Genomic DNA, 18,224 nt, shown 5'->3' on the forward strand with positions numbered 1-18,224 from the left:
TTATACGAATCGACCATGACCGACTCCCGCTTAGATACCCTCCGAAACTGGCTAACAGGCCTTGAAGCTAGCTGGCAATTAGATATGTCCACTTTAGCCCCTGCATCTGCAGATGCCAGCTTTCGTCGGTATTTTCGAATTCACTCCAAAAACCCCGATTTTGGCTCTTTGATCGTCATGGACGCCCCACCCCAATATGAACCCCTGGATGCCTTTTTGAAGGTAGATTTATTGCTAGAGAGAGCGGGTTTGTATGTCCCCAAAATCTACGAGAAAAATATTGCGGCAGGTTTTCTTCTGCTTGGTGATTTAGGCAATCAAACTTATTTGGCTGCCTTAAATTCAGAATCAGCAGATGGACTCTATCAAGATGCAATTGATGCTTTAGTAAAAATGCAACTAGCTAGCAAATCCAATGTATTACCCAACTACGATCAAGCACTACTTCAACGAGAATTAAATTTATTTCCAGAGTGGTACTTAGGAAAACATTTGCACTTGCCCTTAACAGCAGCGCAAGACTTGCAAATTCAGAATACTTTTTCCCTCATCATCGAAAATAATTTAGCTCAAGCGAAGGTCTACGTACACCGCGACTTTCATTCACGCAATCTGATGGTGACTGAGAAAAATAATCCGGGCGTAATCGACTTTCAAGATGCAGTGTATGGACCCATTACCTATGATGCTGCTTCTTTATGGCGCGATGCCTACATTGCTTGGCCCGAAGAGCGTGTGATTGACTGGGTGATTAAATACTGGGAAGAGGGTCGCAAAGTAGGCCTTGCAATGCCAAATGATTTTGGCCAGTTTTATCGTGACTTTGAATGGATGGGCTTGCAAAGATACCTTAAAGTGCTGGGCATCTTTGCAAGACTCTTTTACCGCGATGGTAAAGAGACTTATCTCAAAGATATCCCCTTAGTACTTGAGTACGCGATTGCTACTGCCAATCGATATATTGAATTAAAACCCTTAGCGCGAATCTTGGAATCTACTCGACGTGATCCAGATGCCTGATTCAATAGGCGCTAATGTGATCCCTTGTCTTCTTCTGGCGGCAGGCAGAGGTGAGCGTATGCGTCCACTAACCGATGAAACACCAAAACCACTACTTTCTATTAAAGGTAAATCCTTATTAGCTTGGCATCTAGAGGCATTGAATACAGCAGGCATCCAAGATGTCGTCATTAATCATGCATGGCTAGGACAAAAAATTGAGGATGCGCTTGGTAACGGACATCAATTTCATTTGAATATCACCTACTCGCCAGAAAAAACTGCATTAGAAACTGCCGGTGGTATACGGCAGGCACTGCCACACCTCAATACAGAGGATTACTTTCTGGTAATCAACGGGGATGTGTTTTGCCCTCATTTTCCGATTGAGCAGCTTTTAAATACGCTCACAGTTTTAAGAAACACCCAAAAACCAATCTTGGCCCATCTCATTATGGTTCCCAACCCAGCCCATCATCCCGAGGGGGATTTTGATCTTTTGGATGCACGGGTATCCGAAAATCTGTCGGGTCAGGGCGAAAAGCTAACCTTTTCAGGTATTGGCCTTTATCACCGGGACCTTTTCAAAAACCTAGCAATCGGCAAATCAGCCAAGTTAGCCCCTTTACTAAGGGATGCCATGAGAGAAAATCAGGTGTCCGGTGAAAAATATACAGGACCATGGCACGATGTAGGTACACCGCAACGATTACAAGAGCTCAATGCAGCACATGAATAACAATCTTATCTACCAAGAACGCCGTATTGCCCTAGCAAAGCAGATATGCACCAAAACCGGTGGTGGAATTGCCATCATTTCAACCGCACCGGAAGCTGCTCGTAATCGCGATAGTGAATATCCCTATCGCCACGATAGTGATTTCTTTTATCTCACTGGTTTTGAGGAACCCGGGGCAACATTGGTTCTCAACATTAGTGGCAGTCAACATCAACCCCAACTTGAGTCTCACTTATTTTGTAGACCTAAAGATCCTGAACGAGAAATTTGGGATGGTATTCGTCTAGGCCCCCAAGCTGCGCCCATCGCTTTAGGAGTGGAGTACGCACATAGCCACCACGATCTAGATCAAAAGCTAAGTGAACTATTAGCCGATCAAGATGCCGTTTATGTTCGACTATCTGAAAGTGCTGAAGCCGATCGTCGCCTGCGCCACTGGATGAAAAAAGTGCGTCAACAAGCCCGTTCTGGCGTAAATCCTCCATCTGAGTTTCATGATGTTGAAACCCTTATTCATGAAATGCGTTTATTTAAAGACGTCCATGAAATTGACACTATGCGCCGTGCTGCACAAATTTCTGCACGAGCCCATATTCGTGCAATGCAATTTTGCAAGCTGGGTATGCGTGAGTACCATTTAGAAGCTGAACTACTGCATGAATTCCGTTCTAATGGATCACAAAGTGTTGCTTACAACAGCATTGTGGCTAGCGGTGCCAATGCTTGCATTCTTCACTATCGTGCCGGCGCTGCCCAATTACGCAGTGGTGAGCTTTGCCTCATTGATGCAGGATGTGAATTAGATGGCTATGCCTCCGATATCACTCGCACCTTCCCAGTCAATGGAAAATTCACCGGGCCCCAACGAGCGCTTTATGACATCACACTTGCGGCACAAGAAGCTGCAATTTTGGCAACTAAGCCCGGCAATACTTTTATGCAGCCACATGAAGCTGCACTTAGGGTATTAACTCAAGGCCTACTCGACGAGCAATTACTTAAATTGTCTGAGCTAGGTTCATTGGAGAACGCGCTAGAAACTGCTGCCTATCGTCGTTTTTATATGCATCGTACCTCGCACTGGCTTGGCATGGATGTTCATGATGTGGGGTCCTATCGCGAAACACTAATACCAGGGTTAAAGAGTCCCGAAGAAAAGCCTTCTCGTATCTTAAAACCTGGCATGGTTTTAACGATCGAACCTGGTTTATACGTGCGCCCCGCTGATGACATTGATGAAAAATTCTGGAACATTGGCATCCGAATAGAAGATGATGCAGTCGTAAATGATGCTGCTTGTGAATTGATTTCTCGTGGCGTTCCAGTTGATGCAGATGAAATCGAAGCAGTGATGAAAAATAGTTAATCATGAAGTCTGAGACTTATGACATCGTGATTCAAGGCGGCGGCCCAGTTGGCCTAGCCTGCGCTGCATGGTGTTTACAGAAATTCCCTGATGTCAGTCTCACTCTATTGGATCGCAACCCGCTCAATGATGCGGATTTAGTGGCGGGTGATAGTAGAGGCACCGCCCTCTCTCACGGCAGTAAATTACTGCTTGATACGATCCATGCTTGGCCTATTGATTGCGCTGATATTCACAGCGTACATGTATCGCAAGCCGGTCGCTTTGGTCGCGCACTCATGAAGCGTGAAGAGTTAAATCAAGATGCACTCGGACATATTGTCCGCTACCGTGATATCCACCTTACGCTTCGTCAGGCACTGAGAGCAATTCAAGCCCACAGCCCAAATTTTGTATGGCAACAAGTTGAGGCAAACAAAGACTTTGGCGATATCCATGGGCGAGTTGTGGTGCACGCCGAAGGTGGACTCTTTAAAACCCAAGACTGGGTTGAATCTGGGCGAGACTATCAGCAATCGGCTTTAGTCGGCTTGGTTGAAGTTGAAAAGGCCATCCCCCATCAAGCATGGGAGCGTTTCACTCCGGAAGGCCCTTTAGCAATTCTGCCTAGTCACTTTGGTCCGCACACCCTTAATTTAGTTTGGTGCGGAAGTCCAGATGCTTCACAAGCGCGACTCGCATTAGATGATGCTGATTTTTTACGCAGCCTGCAAACAGCATTTGGCTCACGCGTTGGGCAATTTTTAAAAATACGAGACCGCCGCCTTTACGAGTTAGGCCTGAACTACCGCAAAGAAATTACCTCTAGTAATGAGGCGTGGATTGGTAATGCTGCGCAGGCTTTGCACCCTGTAGCTGGTCAAGGTCTTAATCTAGGGTTCAGAGATGCCTATCTCTTGGCGGAAAAGCTCAGCATGCTGTTCTCCCTCATGGATGTACAACAGACTCCAGCTGCAATTGAGGAGGCCCTGCATGAATATGCCCAAAGCCGAAAAGTAGATCGAATGGCTACTATTGGCCTTACGGACTTTATGGCGAGAGTATTTACTTCTGATCTAGCCCCCATCGTATTAGCCCGGGGATTGGCTTTATCGGCCCTACAGTGGCTTCCCCCAGTCAAAACAGCCTTAGCCCGGCAAATGATGTTTGGTAGGCGCTAAGGCCTCGTAACACGCTGATGAGCTAGTCAAGACCGGCAAGCTTGATGGAATCTTATTTCCTAAATCTGCCTATTTTTTAAGCAGATTTAACCCTATTTATGCTAAAGTGACAGCCTTTCCAGTACTCAATAAATTTGCACAAGCCAAAAAAACAATAATGAAGATCGGCCAACACCTTCTTGCAAATAGACTATTTGTCGCCCCAATGGCGGGGGTAACTGACCGCCCATTTCGGCAGCTATGCAAAAAGCTGGGCGCCGGCTATGCCGTATCAGAAATGATTGCGTCTAATGCCCTACTCTGGAAAAGTGAAAAAACCCAGCGTCGCGCCAATCATGAGGGAGAGTTCAATCCCATTGCTGTGCAAATTGCTGGCGCGGATCCACAAATGATGGCTGCTGCAGCTCAACTCAATAGAGACAATGGCGCACAAATTATTGACATCAATATGGGCTGCCCCGCTAAAAAAGTATGCAATGTTGCTGCCGGCTCCGCCCTACTCAGAGATGAGCCTTTGGTACAGCAGATTCTGGAAGCGGTGGTCCAAGCCGTTGGTGTAGGTCCTGATGCTATTCCGGTAACTTTAAAAATTCGTACTGGCTGGGATCGTGAAAATAAAAATGCCATTGCCGTAGCGCAGCTTGCCGAAAAAGCAGGCATCTCGATGCTCACGGTTCATGGTCGCACCAGAGCAGATCTCTATCATGGAGAAGCAGAATATGAAACGATTACAGCGGTAAAAAATAGCGTCGCTATTCCGGTTGTGGCCAATGGTGATATCACCACCCCAGAAAAAGCAGCCTTAGTTTTGCAAGTTACCGGTGCTGATGCCATCATGATTGGCCGTGCCGCCCAGGGTCGCCCTTGGATTTTCCGTGAGATTGATTATTTTTTGAAAACAGGTGACAAGCTACCTACACCACAAATTAATGAAATTCAAGAGATTATGAATAGTCATTTGATTGACCACTATGAGTTCTATGGTGAATATGTTGGGCTACGTACTGCACGGAAACATATTGGTTGGTATTGCAAGGGCTTACGAGATTCACATGCCTTTAGACAAAGAATGAATACCGCTGACGATTGCAAAGCGCAATTACAAATGGTCAATGACTTCTTTACTGAGATGAAGTCCCATTCAGATCGCTTGCTTTTTTTAGAGGCCGCTTAACTCACTATTTTTTATGTTCTGCATTTCACTGTATCTAATATTTTAATTTAGCGCAAAACACTACTTACCCATGACTACCAAGCATCCTATAACTGAGTGTATCGAGACTCAGCTGCAACAATACCTTGATGACCTCAAAGGCACGCCACCCTCAGACCTCTATCAAATGGTGTTAGCAGTTGTAGAAAAGCCGATGCTGGAATTAGTCATGCAGCATGCGAAACAGAATCAGTCCTTAGCGGCTCAGTATTTAGGCATCAATCGCAACACACTTCATAAGAAACTTGCTGAGCATCAGCTACTCAAGTAATACCCCTTTCACATTTTTTATTCACCTAATACCCTCGCCCAATATGATCCGTACAGCCCTACTTTCCGTCTCCGATAAAAATGGCATTGTGGCCTTTGCCAAAGCCCTTCATGAGCAAGGCATTCGGCTTATTTCTACAGGTGGAACGGCAAAGCTATTAGCTGAGAATCATTTGCCCGTTGTCGAAGTATCTTCCTTAACCAAGTTTCCTGAAATGCTAGATGGTCGTGTCAAAACACTGCACCCGATGGTTCATGGCGGATTATTGGCCCGTAGAGACCTGCCCGAGCATATGGCCGCACTGAAAGAGCATGGAATTGATACGATTGATATGCTGGTGATTAACCTCTATCCATTTAATGAGACGATTGCCCGTGAACACTGCTCATTTGAAGATGCAATAGAGAATATTGATATTGGTGGCCCAGCAATGTTACGTGCTGCTGCTAAAAATCATCAAGATGTCACGGTGCTCATTTCACCTGAAGACTATGAGCCTGTCTTAGCAGAAATGAAAGTTAATCAGAATGTAGTCTCCTACAAGACTAATCTGCGTCTTGCTAAAAAAGTATTTGCGCACACGGCCCAATATGATGGCGCTATTGCTAACTACTTAAGCGCATTAGGTGATGATCTGGATCACAAAGCTCGATCAGCATATCCAGCCGTTCTGCACCTCGCTTTTGAGAAGGTCCAGGAAATGCGCTATGGTGAGAACCCACACCAATCCGCAGCTTTCTATAAAGATATTCAAGCGGTAGAAGGTGCCTTAGCAAACTATCACCAATTGCAAGGCAAGGAGCTCTCTTACAACAATATTGCAGACGCAGACTCCGCTTGGGAATGCGTTAAGAGTTTCTCAAATCAGGCTGGAGGTGCTGCAGCCTGCGTCATCATTAAACATGCAAATCCTTGTGGTGTTGCTGTTGGCGATCATGCCTTGGAAGCCTATCAAAAAGCATTTAAAACTGATCCGAGTTCGGCCTTTGGTGGAATCATTGCTCTTAATGTTCCCTGTGATGGCTTAGCAGCCCAAGCTATTGCCAAGCAATTTGTTGAAGTGTTGATTGCACCAAGGTTTACAGATGAGGCTAAAGTCATCTTTGCTGCTAAACAAAATGTCCGCTTATTAGAAATTCCGTTGGGCGTTGGATTTAATAGTTTTGATTTTAAAAGGGTTGGGGGTGGCTTACTTATTCAATCCCCGGATGCTAAAAATGTACTGCAAAGTGAGATGCGGGTTGTTAGCAAAAGATTGCCTACCCCGAGTGAAATGCATGACATGATGTTTGCTTGGCGGGTTGCAAAATTTGTGAAATCGAATGCAATCGTGTATTGCGCTAACGGGATGACTTTGGGTGTTGGTGCCGGCCAAATGAGTCGGGTGGACTCTGCTCGTATGGCTAGCATCAAAGCAGAGAATGCCGGTCTGAGTCTTAAAGGCTCAGCCGTTGCGAGTGATGCCTTCTTCCCCTTCCGAGATGGTTTAGACGTGGTTGTGAACGCCGGCGCATGCTGCGCTATTCAACCAGGTGGCAGTATGCGTGATGATGAAATCATTGCCGCTGCAGATGAACATGGTATTGCGATGATCTTTACTGGCACCCGTCACTTCCGTCACTAATTTAACAACGAGAAAAGTTAAATTAATAACATGCGCTGGATAGGAATTGACCCGGGTCTTCGTGTCACTGGTTTTGGTGTCATTGACGTCGATGGGCAAAAACTGACTTATGTCGCCTCTGGGACGATCGAAAGTGGTGACCCTGCTCAAGGTTTGCCAGAAAGATTAGGCATCCTGTACGCTGGCATTAAAGAGGTTTTAGAAACGTACCATCCAGAAGCCGCTGCAATTGAAGAGGTCTTTCTGAATGTCAATCCACGATCTACCTTAATGCTTGGGCAGGCCAGGGGGGCCGTGATTGCTGCCCTCGTCTCTGAAAAACTCTCCGTTGCTGAATACAGCGCTCTTCGAGTCAAGCAATCTATTGTTGGGACTGGGCGTGCAGCCAAGCCGCAAGTTCAGGAGATGGTGAAACGTCTCCTGAGATTGAGCCGTGCTCCGGGAACGGATGCTTCTGATGCTTTAGGTGTAGCGATCTGCGCAGCCCATCATGCCCAGATTCCGAAAGCCATTAGCGTTGCATTAGCGCCTAAGAAACGCAGCAAGTAATCTCATCACAGGTTAATATCTCATAATATGATCGGTCGCATCCAAGGCATTCTTGTATCCATTCACCCTCCTCGCCTACTAATAGATTGTCAGGGAGTTGGATATGAGATTGACGTACCTATGAGTACTCTGTACCAGCTCCCGGAGGTCAATCAAAAAATTACCTTGCTAACGCACTTCCAGGTTCGTGAAGATGCTCAGCAGCTCTTTGGTTTTGCAACAGAAACAGAGCGTGCAGCTTTTAGGGCTTTAATCAAAATTAGTGGTGTTGGATCTCGTACTGCTTTAGCGGTGCTATCGGGTATGAGTGTCGATGAGCTAGCTCAGGCAATTGCCATGCAAGAAGCGGGTCGCTTGACCCAAGTACCTGGTATCGGCAAAAAGACTGCTGAACGCCTTTGCTTGGAGCTAAAAGGAAAGCTGATCGCAGGACTGGAACTAGTCCCCGGAAAATCAAACGCTATTGAAGCTAGTAGTGAAATACTGCAAGCACTCCTTGCGCTGGGATACTCTGAGAAAGAGGCGCATCTAGCCCTCAAACATATCCCGGCTGATAGCTCAGTCTCGGATGGTATCCGAATGGGTTTAAAGCACCTCTCTAAGTCTTAAATAAGCACTACACTTGTTACATGGCAATACATACCGAAGACTTGAGCGCTATTCCTGAAGACTTACCAGAATCTGCTTCAGATCGACTGGTGAGTGGGGCCGTTGGTAATTCAGAGGCCATCTTCGAGAGAGCCTTACGCCCAAAACAGTTAGATGAATACGTTGGCCAAACTAAGGCACGAGCCCAATTAGAAATTTTTATTGCCGCTACTAGAGCAAGAGAAGAAGCGCTAGATCACGTCCTTCTTTTTGGGCCTCCTGGCCTAGGTAAAACCACCCTGGCACACATCATTGCGCGGGAATTAGGTGTGAATTTACGCCAAACTAGTGGACCTGTCTTAGATAGACCCGGTGATCTTGCAGCCCTGCTCACCAATCTTGAAACTAATGATGTACTTTTTATTGATGAAATTCATCGTCTTTCTCCGGTAGTAGAAGAGATTCTGTATCCAGCCTTAGAGGACTACAGTCTTGACATCATGATCGGCGAGGGCCCTGCTGCACGTAGCGTAAAGATTGATCTGAAGCCCTTTACCTTAATTGGTGCAACAACGCGCGCAGGCATGCTAACCAACCCATTACGTGATCGTTTTGGCATTGTCGCTAGGCTCGAGTTCTATACCACCGAAGAACTCACCAAAATTATTAATCGCTCTGCCAATTTACTCAAAGCCAAGATCGATCCTGCTGGTTCTGTCGAAATTGCTAAACGTGCTCGTGGCACTCCTCGCATTGCCAATCGCTTGCTGCGTCGCGTACGAGACTATGCAGAGGTCAAAGGCACTGGTGTCATCACCAAAGACATAGCCGATGCCGCACTCAAGATGCTAGATGTTGATCCTAGTGGATTTGATGTGATGGACCGAAAGTTACTCGAGGCTATCTTGCATAAATTCGATGGTGGCCCAGTTGGTATCGATAACTTAGCTGCTGCTATTGGTGAAGAGCGCGACACTATTGAAGATGTTCTAGAGCCCTACTTAATTCAGCAGGGATATTTGCAGCGTACCTCGCGCGGACGAGTCGCCACCCGCCAAGCCTATGCCCATTTTGGACTGACACCACCCATTGGATCTGTTGGTTCAGAAGGCTAGAGACCTAGATATCCAGCCTATCGCTATAGACTTTACTTCAGTGTTACCTTAGCAAAGCGGCGTTTTCCTACCTGTACTAAGTAAACTCCTGCCGCCAGCTTCATTGCTTTGTCGCTAACGGTCGCACCATCGATCTTCACACCATTTTGCTCAAGATTGCGGTTTGCTTCAGAGGTGGATGGTGTTAAACCAGTGGCTTTAAGCAGATTTGCAATGCCCATTGGTGCACCCTCTAGACTTACTTCAGGAACATCATCTGGAATGCCGCCCTTAGCTCGATGATTAAAATCTTCTAGCGCTTTTTCTGCAGCAGCTTCCGAATGAAAGCGGCTAACAATCTCTTGACCGAGTAATACTTTGCAATCGCGTGGATTACGACCGGCAGCTATCTCTTGTTTCATGAGATTGATTTCTGCCAAGGGGCGGAAAGAAAGTAATGTGAAGTAATCCCACATCAGATCATCTGAAATACTCATGAGTTTGCCAAACATCTCGCTTGCGGGCTCGCTGATGCCGATATAATTGCCTTTAGACTTACTCATTTTCTCAACGCCATCCAACCCTACCAACAAAGGCATTGTCAAAATACATTGTGGTTCTTGGCCATACTCACGCTGAAGCTCGCGGCCTACCAAGAGGTTAAATTTCTGATCAGTGCCACCAAGCTCAAGATCGCTCTTTAAGGCCACGGAGTCGTATCCCTGCATGAGTGGATACAAAAACTCATGTACTGAGATCGGCACTCCGCTTCGATAGCGCTTTGTGAAATCATCCCGCTCTAGCATTTGAGCAACCGTATATTTTGCTGCCAACTGAATCATGCCGCGCGCCCCCAAGGGATCGCACCACTCACTGTTGTAGCGTACTTCTGTTTTAGCAGGATTAAGAACCATACTAGCCTGACGATAATAAGTCTGCGCATTGACAGCAATTGCTTCTGCAGTTAAAGGCGGCCTAGTGGCATTGCGACCAGACGGATCACCAATCATGCTGGTGAAATCCCCAATCAAGAAAATCACGGTATGACCTAAATCTTGAAGCTGCCGAAGCTTATTGAGAACAACCGTATGCCCAAGATGAATATCGGGCGCCGTTGGATCTAAGCCTAACTTAATCCGCAAGGGTACGCCTGTAGCTTGGCTTTTTGCCAGCTTCTTAATCCAGTCTGCCTCAACCAGTAGCTCATCAGAGCCCCGCTTAGTGACTTCAAGGGCTTCAAAAACTGCAGGAGTTAGTGGATATTGTTGTTCTGGTTTACCCGTCATGCGTTATCGTTTCACCGAGTCGGTTAAATTAGTATTTATATTGCTCAAGCATAATTGTCGCATTCCTGAGAACAAAACTCTGATACCGTATGAATAAGCTCCGTTCCCTCTACATTGGACTCATGTCTGGCACTAGTCTGGACGGAATTGATGCCGTGCTTGCAGAGCTAGGCTCCGATGGAGAGACCAATCTGATCAGGTCAGTGAGCGCCCCATTCACCCCAGAATTACGCAAAGCCCTCTTCGAACTTCAAAGCCCGGGCCCAAACGAGATCCACCGTGAAAACCAAGCTGCGAATGCCCTGGCAATCAGTTACGCACAAACCATCCAACAATTACTCACTCAATCTGAGCTGACCCCCTCCGATATCAAGGCTATTGGTGCGCATGGTCAAACTATTCGTCATCAAGCAGACCTACCTCATCAGTTGGCCTATACCCATCAGACCCTCAATGCAGCCCTTCTAGCAGAGTTAACTGGGATTGAAGTGATCGCTGACTTTAGAAGTCGTGACCTGGCCGCAGGGGGGCATGGAGCACCGCTAGTGCCTGCTTTTCATCAACAGCAATTTGGCTCAGGTCAAAATATTGCCGTCCTTAATTTAGGAGGCATTGCCAATCTCACACTCCTACCCATAAATGGAGAGGTCACCGGTTTTGATTGTGGTCCAGGAAATATATTGATGGATGCCTGGATCTCAGATCAGCAAGGACACGCATTTGATCGAAATGGATTATGGGCATCACAAGGTAAAGTACATCCAATATTGCTGAATAAGATGCTGTCAGACACATTTTTTACTAAAGCTCCACCAAAGAGTACGGGGCGAGATGACTTTCATCTGACATGGCTACAACAACAAATCGGTTCTGACAACATCCACGCCGAGGACGTCCAAGCCAGCCTTTTGCATTTAACGGTTCACTCAGCTTTACAAGCCTTAAAGTGCTATGCACCCCAAACCCAAAAGCTCATTATTTGTGGGGGTGGCGCACGCAATGGGATGTTGCTAGAGGCATTTAAAACCTACTCTGCAGCATTATTTAATAATAACCTCAAGATTGTGACTAGCGATGTACTAGGGGTTGATCCACAGCTAGTAGAGGCCCTTGCTTTTGCTTGGTTGGCATGGGCTCATAAAGAAAAACGGCCAGCAAATTTGCCGGCCGTAACGGGTGCGAAGGGCCCTAGAATTTTAGGCGCTTGCTACCCAGCTTAAGTAAATGTAAGACTGCTCTTTAGCTGATTCTTTAAGCAGAGAAAGAAGAGCCGCAACCACAGGAAGAACTTGCATTTGGATTCTTAATCACAAACTGTGATCCATTGATATCTTCTTTGTAGTCAATCTCAGCGCCAACCAAATATTGGAAGCTCATTGAATCAACCAATAAAGTAACGCCATTCTTTTCAAAAAGGGTGTCGTCTTCGTTTACGGCATCATCAAATGTGAAGCCATATTGAAAGCCTGAACAACCGCCTCCCTGAACAAAGACGCGCAGTTTGAGTTCTGGGTTGCCTTCTTCAGCAATCAAATCTGCAACCTTGGCTGCAGCACTATCGGTAAACACCAATGGTGTTGGTGGTTCAGCAAAATCTTGAACCGCTGTGCTTGTTTCTTGAGTAGCTAATTGGGTCATGGTTTACTCCTAATTCAAATGACAATGGTTTATTTTAGGCCTTTAATGGCCTGCGTGCCAAAAGGTCTTTATCCCATCAGCTAGGGTGATACAGCAATTTGAGTCAATCCAGTCGTCTCAGGTAGGCCAAACATCAAGTTTAAGCACTGAACGCCCTGACCCGAGGCCCCCTTCACCAAATTGTCCTCAACCACCAAAATAACCAGGGTATCGCCGTTTCCAGGCCGGTGGACGGCAACCCTTAATCCATTACTTCCCCGTACAGAACGCGTTTCTGGGTGGCTACCTGCAGGCATAACATCCACAAAAGGCTCATCTTGATAGAAATGCTCATATAACGCTTGATAGTCCACGCTCATACCTACCTCAGTTAGGCGGGCATAAATGGTCGAATGAATGCCGCGTACCATCGGTGTAAGGTGTGGCACAAATGTCAGACCAATCTGATCATGACCTGCAATTGCTTTTAATCCCTGAACGATTTCCGGGAGATGGCGATGGCCTTTAACGCTGTACGCTTTAAAGTTATCACTCGCTTCTGACAGCAAGGTTCCGATCTCGGCCTTGCGTCCAGCGCCTGACGTCCCAGACTTTGAATCAGAAATAATGTGCGTACCATCAATCAACTGACTCCCACCGGTAGACTTTTGGGATAGTAACGGTGCCAAACCGAGTTGCACAGAAGTAGGGTAGCAACCAGCCAAACCAACCACTCGGGCTTTTTTAATAGCCTCCCGATTGATTTCCGGCAAACCATAGACTGCTTCGGCCAAAATCTCTGGGCAACTATGCTCCAAGCCGTACCACTGTGCAAACTCTTTCACATCTTGCAAACGAAAATCCGCAGCAAGATCCAAAATCTTAACCCCAGCAGCTAAGAGTTCTTTTGCTTGCGCCATAGCAACTCCATGGGGGGTAGCAAAAAATACCGCATCACATTCCGTTAGCTTTGCATCATCGGGGGTAGAAAATTTCAGATCAATACGACCCCGTAAAGATGGGAATAGATCTGATACTGGTAAACCAGCTTCTGTGCGTGAGGTAATCGCCGTAATCTGCACCTCTGGATGCTGCGCCAAAAGACGCAAGAGCTCAACGCCGGTATACCCCGTGCCACCTACAATGCCAACCTTAATCATGCTTTTCTCCGAAATACAAAGCGAACGCAATACTGTAATCACGCCACAGAATAAATACTACCCAATCTCTTCATTGTAGAAACAAAAAGGGCCGCTTGCGCGACCCTTTCATCAAACTTTAGCGACTGAAAGAAATTAGCGCTTACTGAACTGCTTACGACGACGCGCGCCGTGCAGACCCACTTTTTTACGCTCAACTTCACGAGCATCGCGAGTAACCAAACCTGCTTTAGACAGTGCTGGCTTCAAGGTATTGTCGTAGTCGATTAATGCACGAGTCACACCGTGACGTACTGCACCAGCTTGACCAGTTTCCCCACCACCACTAACGTTCACTTTAATATCAAAGGTTGTTAGGTGTGCCGTGAGAGCCAAAGGCTGACGAGCGATCATGCGGGATGTTTCACGCGCAAAATAGGCATCGATGGGTTTACCGTTAACGATAATTTCACCTTTGCCAGATTTAATAAATACGCGAGCCACAGAGCTCTTGCGACGACCCGTACCGTAATTCCAATTTCCGTAATTAATAGCCATTTGGTTTCCTTAGATCTCTAACGCTTTTGGCTGTTGAGCCGCATGCGGATGACTGGCGTCGCCATAGACTTTTAATTTCTTAATCATGGCATAACCGAGTGGGCCTTTTGGCAACATACCCTTCACAGCCTTCTCTAAGGCGCGACCTGGAAAACGATCTTGCATCTTGTCAAAGTTAGTCGAGCTAATACCGCCTGGGTATCCACTGTGACGGTAATAAATTTTATTCAAGCCTTTTGTGCCTGTAACACGCAGCTTAGAAGAGTTGATGACAACAATGAAGTCGCCGGTATCAACGTGGGGAGTGTATTCAGGCTTGTGCTTGCCGCGTAGACGGAGTGCCACTTCACTGGCGACACGACCGAGGACTTTGTCCGTAGCGTCAATCACGAACCATTCATGCACTACCTCATGGGATTTTGCAGAAAAAGTTTTCATGATTTCTTAAATTGTTATAGTCAAAAAAATACTCCAATCAAGCTAATTCCACCTTGGCCCTGCTTATGTTTGCAAGCTCGCAGATTCGTTAACTTCATCGGTACAACAATTGCCACTGACTGGATGGCAATTCAGTAAAGCCTTAAATTATAACCCAAAAAAAACCCAGGAACGAGTCCTGGGTTGGAATCCACCTATGTTTAAGTGGAGGAGACACTGGGAGAAAATCAACTCTTATACAAGACTAATTTCCAATATTGATATTGTATCTATAAAGATGGTGCGACGCAAGAAAATTGATCAAAATCAACTTTATGAAGCCTTTTAGCCAAAACAAGGATGTAATAAAATTGATAAACTATTGATAATATTGATTAATTTAGTAAGTAAGGGGTCACTAATATGGAATGTACAGTTTCTTGGCTGGGTACGGATGGTATGGCTTTTTCAGCCGAAACAGGTAGTGGCCACCTTGTGAACATGGACGGCGCTCCCGAAGCTGGTGGCAGAAACCTGGCCCCAAGACCCATGGAGCTTCTGTTGGCTGGTGCCGGTGGATGCTCAGCATTCGATGTGGTGTTAATCCTTCAGCGCTCTAGACAGGCGATTACAGCTTGCAATGTCAGTCTTCGGGCGGAGCGTACCAGCGAGGACCCCAAGGTCTTTACCAAAATCAATCTGCACTTTCAGGTTACCGGCAAGGATCTCGACGCTGCCAGGGTAGATCGGGCAGTAAAACTGTCTCATGAGAAATATTGCTCGGCAACTGCAATGCTAGCCAAAACTGCTGAGCTGACCTACAGCGTTGAGGTCATTGCAGAATAAGTGCAGAGTCAATCGATAAGCCGGATTCTGTCGCCCAGATTTGCATCCGGGGGCAATCATTCCTCTAGGCCGGCAGTTACCTGACGGCTCAAGCTCCCTACCCGCAGACTCAGCGGGTCGCCTCATCGCCTGCTTACTTGGGATTGCTCCAGGTGGAGGTTACCGCGTTTCACCGTAACTAAATACGCTCGTCTCTGTGGCCCTATTCCTCACGTCACCGTGGATGGCCGTTAGCCATCACCCTACCCTATGGAGTCCGGACTTTCCTCCCCCTCAATAAAGAGGCGGCGATTGCCCAATTGACTCTGCGCATGCAGTCTAACGCAGTCGCAGAAATAACGCTTGAAATTAAATTAGGCCAAAGACCATGCAATCGTTCCGCCAGCACGTAAAGGGACGATTGTTTCATTACCCAAAGGCAGCTCGGCCGGAATAGATTGCGCTTGCTTCACTAGTGTTATTTTTTTGGTATTGCGAGGCAGGGAGTAAAAATCAGGTCCAAAGAAGCTAGCGAAACCTTCTAATTTATCAAGTCGATCTACGCTCTCAAATGCCTCTGCATACAGACCTAGCGCATTAAAGGCGCTGTAGCAACCCGCACAACCACAAGCCGCCTCTTTTGCACCTTTGGCATGCGGTGCACTATCAGTACCCAAGAAAAATCGAGCATTACCGCTCGTGGCAGCCTCAAGCAAAGCAACACGATGCTCTTCACGCTTGAGAACAGGTAGGCAATAGTGATGCGGACGAATACCCCCAGAAAAAATGGCATTGCGATTCATCAACAGGTGTTGAGGAGTGATTGTTGCAGCGATAAGATTTTTCCCGTTGGTTTGCGTATCGCGAACATAGTGCACGGCCTGCTTTGTGGTGATGTGCTCAAAGACAATCTTGAGCTCTGGAAAGTCCTTACGTAGCGGCTCAAGCACTTGATCAATAAATACGGCCTCACGATCAAAGATATCAATCTGTGCACTCGTAACTTCACCATGCAATAGTAACGGCATGCCTACCGCTTGCATGGCCTCCAGAACCCCATAGCAATTTTTAATGTCGCTTACCCCGGCATCACTGTTAGTTGTTGCGCCCGAAGGGTAAAGCTTGAATCCAACAATGCCAGCGGCCTTAGCTTTACGCACTTCCTCTATAGCAGTATTGTCGGTCAAATATAAAGTCATCAATGGCGTAAAACTGTTGAAGCCCAACAATTGCAGATTGGCCTCAATGCGCGCACGATATTGCACTGCTAAATCCACTGTGATTACTGGTGGCTTCAAATTTGGCATGATGATAGCGCGCGCGAACTCACGAGCAGTATCAGCCAGGACATCCCTCATCACTTCACCATCACGGATGTGCAAGTGCCAGTCATCTGGCTGAATTATTTGAATCGATTGAATTGAGTTTGTAGGCATATATTTATTCAGAATTAACCAAGATGATGCGGAAATCATTCACATTTGTCAGTGTAGGGCCAGTTTCTACCAAAGCATCTAATTGTGCAAAAAAACCATAAGAATTATGTTGCACCAAATATTGCTCCGCAACTAAACATTGCACTTGGGCAGCCGCCCTAAGCTCAGGGCTAAACCAAGCGCCAGCGTTCTTCTCACTGCCATCAATACCATCAGTATCCGCTGCTAAGGCAGAGATATTCAAAATGTCATGAGTAGCATTGAAGAAAGAAAGTAGAAATTCACTGCAGCGTCCGCCACGCCCTCGTATGCCAGTTGGCAGTGTCACAGTGCACTCACCCCCAGAAATAAAAGCGAGCGGTTTTTTCTTGAGCCGTCCATCGGCAATCGCTTTTTTTACTAGGTCCGCCTGCTCTATACCCACACGCTGGGCTTCGCCGGTAATCGTATCCCCCAACATTACCACTTCATAGCCAAGCCGGCCTACATATTCTGCTGCTGCCTCTAAACTTTTGTAAGCGGTCGCAATCACATGATTATTCACTTGGGCAAATTGCAAATCTTGCTCTTTCAAAGTCTCCACAATCTCACCTACGCATCCACGCCGCAAGTGATCCAACACGGATGCTGGAATAACTCCCTCACCCAAATAATATTGATGAAGGAGATCTAGAGCATCTTGATAGGTTGAGTAATCAGCGGCACATGGGCCGCTACCAATATTGGCGGGTGAGTCGCCCGTTACATCAGAAATCAATAAAGCTTCAACGCGAACGCCCTTAGCAATAGCTAGCCTTGCTAAATTACCACCCAAAATAGCTGACAAATGCTTGCGAACAATATTCATTTCCTCAATGGGCGCACCAGAGCGCAATAAAGCCTCTGTGGTCTGACGCATATCTTCCATGGTGATGCCGGCTTGTGGAAGTGTGAGTAGACTAGAGCCTCCACCAGAAATCAGGGCAATCATGACATCACCCTGCTTTAAGTCGTTAACAAGATCAAAGATAGCTTTAGCACCATCCATTCCAGCTTGATCTGGGACGGGATGTCCTGCCTCGATAATCTGAATATGACGAGTTGGAGAGTAATGCCCATAGCGGGTAATCACTAGCCCCTCCAAAAGGACTTGAGGCCAATGTATTGCCGCATAAGATTCCAAGGCACTAGCCATTGCAGCGCTTGCCTTACCAGCACCCACAACCAGACATCTCCCCTTAGGCTCTTGTCCTGGCAGAAAAATCTGTTGAAGGCATTCTGGAACGATTAACTTTGGATCAGCAACCGCAACAGCAGCTGCAAATGCATTTTTGAGGATTTTTTCTGACGAGGTCATACCCGTA

General features: G+C 46.7%; 19 protein-coding genes and 1 other RNA gene. 12 read left to right on the forward strand and 8 right to left on the reverse strand.

All coding sequences use genetic code 11. The features are described 5' to 3' along the window. The first annotated feature begins 15 nt into the window (after window positions 1-15). The 10 genes from B0G85_RS07050 (at window position 16) to ruvB (ending at window position 9,624) form a co-directional block, all read left to right on the forward strand. Window positions 16-1,020, forward strand: coding sequence for an aminoglycoside phosphotransferase family protein (locus B0G85_RS07050; RefSeq protein WP_100379745.1), 1,005 nt, complete (start codon window positions 16-18; stop codon window positions 1,018-1,020). After that, the gene (gene murU / locus B0G85_RS07055) at window positions 1,013-1,738 is read left to right on the forward strand and encodes an N-acetylmuramate alpha-1-phosphate uridylyltransferase MurU (RefSeq protein ID WP_100379746.1); all 726 of its coding nucleotides are present in this window, start codon (window positions 1,013-1,015) and stop codon (window positions 1,736-1,738) included. Before B0G85_RS07050 ends, murU begins: the two co-directional genes overlap by 8 nt. After that, the gene (locus B0G85_RS07060; RefSeq protein WP_198508751.1) at window positions 1,722-3,104 is read left to right on the forward strand and encodes an aminopeptidase P N-terminal domain-containing protein; all 1,383 of its coding nucleotides are present in this window, start codon (window positions 1,722-1,724) and stop codon (window positions 3,102-3,104) included. The genes murU and B0G85_RS07060 overlap by 17 nt, the downstream gene beginning before the upstream one ends. Window positions 3,105-3,106: 2 nt before the next feature. After that, window positions 3,107-4,264: an FAD-dependent monooxygenase gene (locus B0G85_RS07065; RefSeq protein WP_100379748.1), complete on the forward strand. Its 1,158-nt coding sequence runs from the start codon at window positions 3,107-3,109 to the stop codon at window positions 4,262-4,264. A gap of 154 nt (window positions 4,265-4,418) precedes the next feature. Beyond that, window positions 4,419-5,438 carry a tRNA dihydrouridine synthase DusB gene (gene dusB, locus B0G85_RS07070; protein WP_198508769.1) on the forward strand — a complete coding sequence of 340 codons (1,020 nt, stop codon included), beginning with the start codon at window positions 4,419-4,421 and terminating at the stop codon, window positions 5,436-5,438. 70 nt (window positions 5,439-5,508) lie between these two features. Beyond that, a complete protein-coding gene (locus B0G85_RS07075) occupies window positions 5,509-5,748 on the forward strand; it encodes a helix-turn-helix domain-containing protein (RefSeq protein ID WP_100379749.1) in 240 nt (79 codons plus the stop codon). 43 nt (window positions 5,749-5,791) lie between these two features. Further along, on the forward strand, window positions 5,792-7,372 hold the full coding sequence (purH, locus tag B0G85_RS07080) for a bifunctional phosphoribosylaminoimidazolecarboxamide formyltransferase/IMP cyclohydrolase (RefSeq protein WP_100379750.1): 1,581 nt from the start codon (window positions 5,792-5,794) through the stop codon (window positions 7,370-7,372). Window positions 7,373-7,402: 30 nt separating this feature from the next. Then, a complete protein-coding gene (ruvC, locus tag B0G85_RS07085) occupies window positions 7,403-7,921 on the forward strand; it encodes a crossover junction endodeoxyribonuclease RuvC (protein WP_100379751.1) in 519 nt (172 codons plus the stop codon). Window positions 7,922-7,948: 27 nt separating this feature from the next. Next, complete coding sequence (gene ruvA, locus B0G85_RS07090) at window positions 7,949-8,530, forward strand: Holliday junction branch migration protein RuvA (RefSeq protein ID WP_100379752.1); 582 nt, start codon at window positions 7,949-7,951, stop codon at window positions 8,528-8,530. A 20-nt stretch (window positions 8,531-8,550) separates the two neighbouring features. Next, entirely contained in the window at window positions 8,551-9,624 is a 1,074-nt protein-coding gene (gene ruvB, locus B0G85_RS07095; RefSeq protein WP_100379753.1) for a Holliday junction branch migration DNA helicase RuvB, read from the forward strand. A gap of 32 nt (window positions 9,625-9,656) precedes the next feature. Here ruvB and tyrS read toward each other — a convergent pair whose 3' ends face one another. Continuing rightward, entirely contained in the window at window positions 9,657-10,889 is a 1,233-nt protein-coding gene (tyrS, locus tag B0G85_RS07100; RefSeq protein ID WP_100379754.1) for a tyrosine--tRNA ligase, read from the reverse strand. Between the two features lie 89 nt (window positions 10,890-10,978). On the opposite strand from tyrS, the gene B0G85_RS07105 reads away from it, so the two are divergent. After that, complete coding sequence (locus tag B0G85_RS07105) at window positions 10,979-12,109, forward strand: anhydro-N-acetylmuramic acid kinase (protein WP_100379755.1); 1,131 nt, start codon at window positions 10,979-10,981, stop codon at window positions 12,107-12,109. A gap of 31 nt (window positions 12,110-12,140) precedes the next feature. Here B0G85_RS07105 and erpA read toward each other — a convergent pair whose 3' ends face one another. The 4 genes from erpA to rplM all read right to left on the reverse strand — a co-directional run bounded on the left by erpA (window position 12,141) and on the right by rplM (window position 14,641). After that, entirely contained in the window at window positions 12,141-12,527 is a 387-nt protein-coding gene (erpA, locus tag B0G85_RS07110; protein WP_198508752.1) for an iron-sulfur cluster insertion protein ErpA, read from the reverse strand. Between the two features lie 80 nt (window positions 12,528-12,607). Beyond that, window positions 12,608-13,666, reverse strand: coding sequence for an N-acetyl-gamma-glutamyl-phosphate reductase (gene argC, locus B0G85_RS07115; protein WP_100379756.1), 1,059 nt, complete (start codon window positions 13,664-13,666; stop codon window positions 12,608-12,610). A 135-nt stretch (window positions 13,667-13,801) separates the two neighbouring features. Further along, window positions 13,802-14,203: a 30S ribosomal protein S9 gene (gene rpsI, locus B0G85_RS07120; RefSeq protein WP_100379757.1), complete on the reverse strand. Its 402-nt coding sequence runs from the start codon at window positions 14,201-14,203 to the stop codon at window positions 13,802-13,804. Between the two features lie 9 nt (window positions 14,204-14,212). Beyond that, window positions 14,213-14,641, reverse strand: a complete 429-nt coding sequence (gene rplM / locus B0G85_RS07125; protein WP_015422034.1) for a 50S ribosomal protein L13 — start codon at window positions 14,639-14,641, stop codon at window positions 14,213-14,215. Between the two features lie 402 nt (window positions 14,642-15,043). Here rplM and B0G85_RS07130 point away from each other — a divergent pair, with 402 nt between their 5' ends. After that, window positions 15,044-15,466, forward strand: coding sequence for an OsmC family protein (locus B0G85_RS07130; protein WP_100379758.1), 423 nt, complete (start codon window positions 15,044-15,046; stop codon window positions 15,464-15,466). Here the strand turns inward: B0G85_RS07130 and rnpB are convergent. The 3 genes from rnpB to B0G85_RS07145 form a co-directional block, all read right to left on the reverse strand. Then, window positions 15,467-15,773, reverse strand: an RNA gene (gene rnpB, locus B0G85_RS07135) — RNase P RNA component class A. Between the two features lie 46 nt (window positions 15,774-15,819). Beyond that, a complete protein-coding gene (gene pyrC, locus B0G85_RS07140) occupies window positions 15,820-16,881 on the reverse strand; it encodes a dihydroorotase (protein ID WP_100379945.1) in 1,062 nt (353 codons plus the stop codon). Between the two features lie 4 nt (window positions 16,882-16,885). Continuing rightward, a complete protein-coding gene (locus B0G85_RS07145; RefSeq protein ID WP_100379759.1) occupies window positions 16,886-18,217 on the reverse strand; it encodes a glycerate kinase type-2 family protein in 1,332 nt (443 codons plus the stop codon). Between the last annotated feature and the right edge of the window lie 7 nt (window positions 18,218-18,224).

Source organism: Polynucleobacter brandtiae, assembly GCF_002797575.1.
GTDB lineage: Bacteria > Pseudomonadota > Gammaproteobacteria > Burkholderiales > Burkholderiaceae > Polynucleobacter > Polynucleobacter brandtiae.

Coding starts and splice junctions, on each gene's coding strand:
- purH (WP_100379750.1), top strand. CDS start 5,792: ATGATCCGTACAGCCCTACTTTCCGTCTCCGATAAAAATGGCATTGTG.
- B0G85_RS07075 (WP_100379749.1), top strand. CDS start 5,509: ATGACTACCAAGCATCCTATAACTGAGTGTATCGAGACTCAGCTGCAA.
- ruvA (WP_100379752.1), top strand. CDS start 7,949: ATGATCGGTCGCATCCAAGGCATTCTTGTATCCATTCACCCTCCTCGC.
- ruvB (WP_100379753.1), top strand. CDS start 8,551: ATGGCAATACATACCGAAGACTTGAGCGCTATTCCTGAAGACTTACCA.
- B0G85_RS07105 (WP_100379755.1), top strand. CDS start 10,979: ATGAATAAGCTCCGTTCCCTCTACATTGGACTCATGTCTGGCACTAGT.
- B0G85_RS07130 (WP_100379758.1), top strand. CDS start 15,044: ATGGAATGTACAGTTTCTTGGCTGGGTACGGATGGTATGGCTTTTTCA.
- B0G85_RS07145 (WP_100379759.1), bottom strand. CDS start 18,217: ATGACCTCGTCAGAAAAAATCCTCAAAAATGCATTTGCAGCTGCTGTT.
- rpsI (WP_100379757.1), bottom strand. CDS start 14,203: ATGGCTATTAATTACGGAAATTGGAATTACGGTACGGGTCGTCGCAAG.
- tyrS (WP_100379754.1), bottom strand. CDS start 10,889: ATGACGGGTAAACCAGAACAACAATATCCACTAACTCCTGCAGTTTTT.
- erpA (WP_198508752.1), bottom strand. CDS start 12,527: ATGACCCAATTAGCTACTCAAGAAACAAGCACAGCGGTTCAAGATTTT.
- pyrC (WP_100379945.1), bottom strand. CDS start 16,881: ATGCCTACAAACTCAATTCAATCGATTCAAATAATTCAGCCAGATGAC.
- B0G85_RS07065 (WP_100379748.1), top strand. CDS start 3,107: ATGAAGTCTGAGACTTATGACATCGTGATTCAAGGCGGCGGCCCAGTT.
- murU (WP_100379746.1), top strand. CDS start 1,013: ATGCCTGATTCAATAGGCGCTAATGTGATCCCTTGTCTTCTTCTGGCG.
- rplM (WP_015422034.1), bottom strand. CDS start 14,641: ATGAAAACTTTTTCTGCAAAATCCCATGAGGTAGTGCATGAATGGTTC.
- ruvC (WP_100379751.1), top strand. CDS start 7,403: ATGCGCTGGATAGGAATTGACCCGGGTCTTCGTGTCACTGGTTTTGGT.
- argC (WP_100379756.1), bottom strand. CDS start 13,666: ATGATTAAGGTTGGCATTGTAGGTGGCACGGGGTATACCGGCGTTGAG.
- B0G85_RS07050 (WP_100379745.1), top strand. CDS start 16: ATGACCGACTCCCGCTTAGATACCCTCCGAAACTGGCTAACAGGCCTT.
- B0G85_RS07060 (WP_198508751.1), top strand. CDS start 1,722: ATGCAGCACATGAATAACAATCTTATCTACCAAGAACGCCGTATTGCC.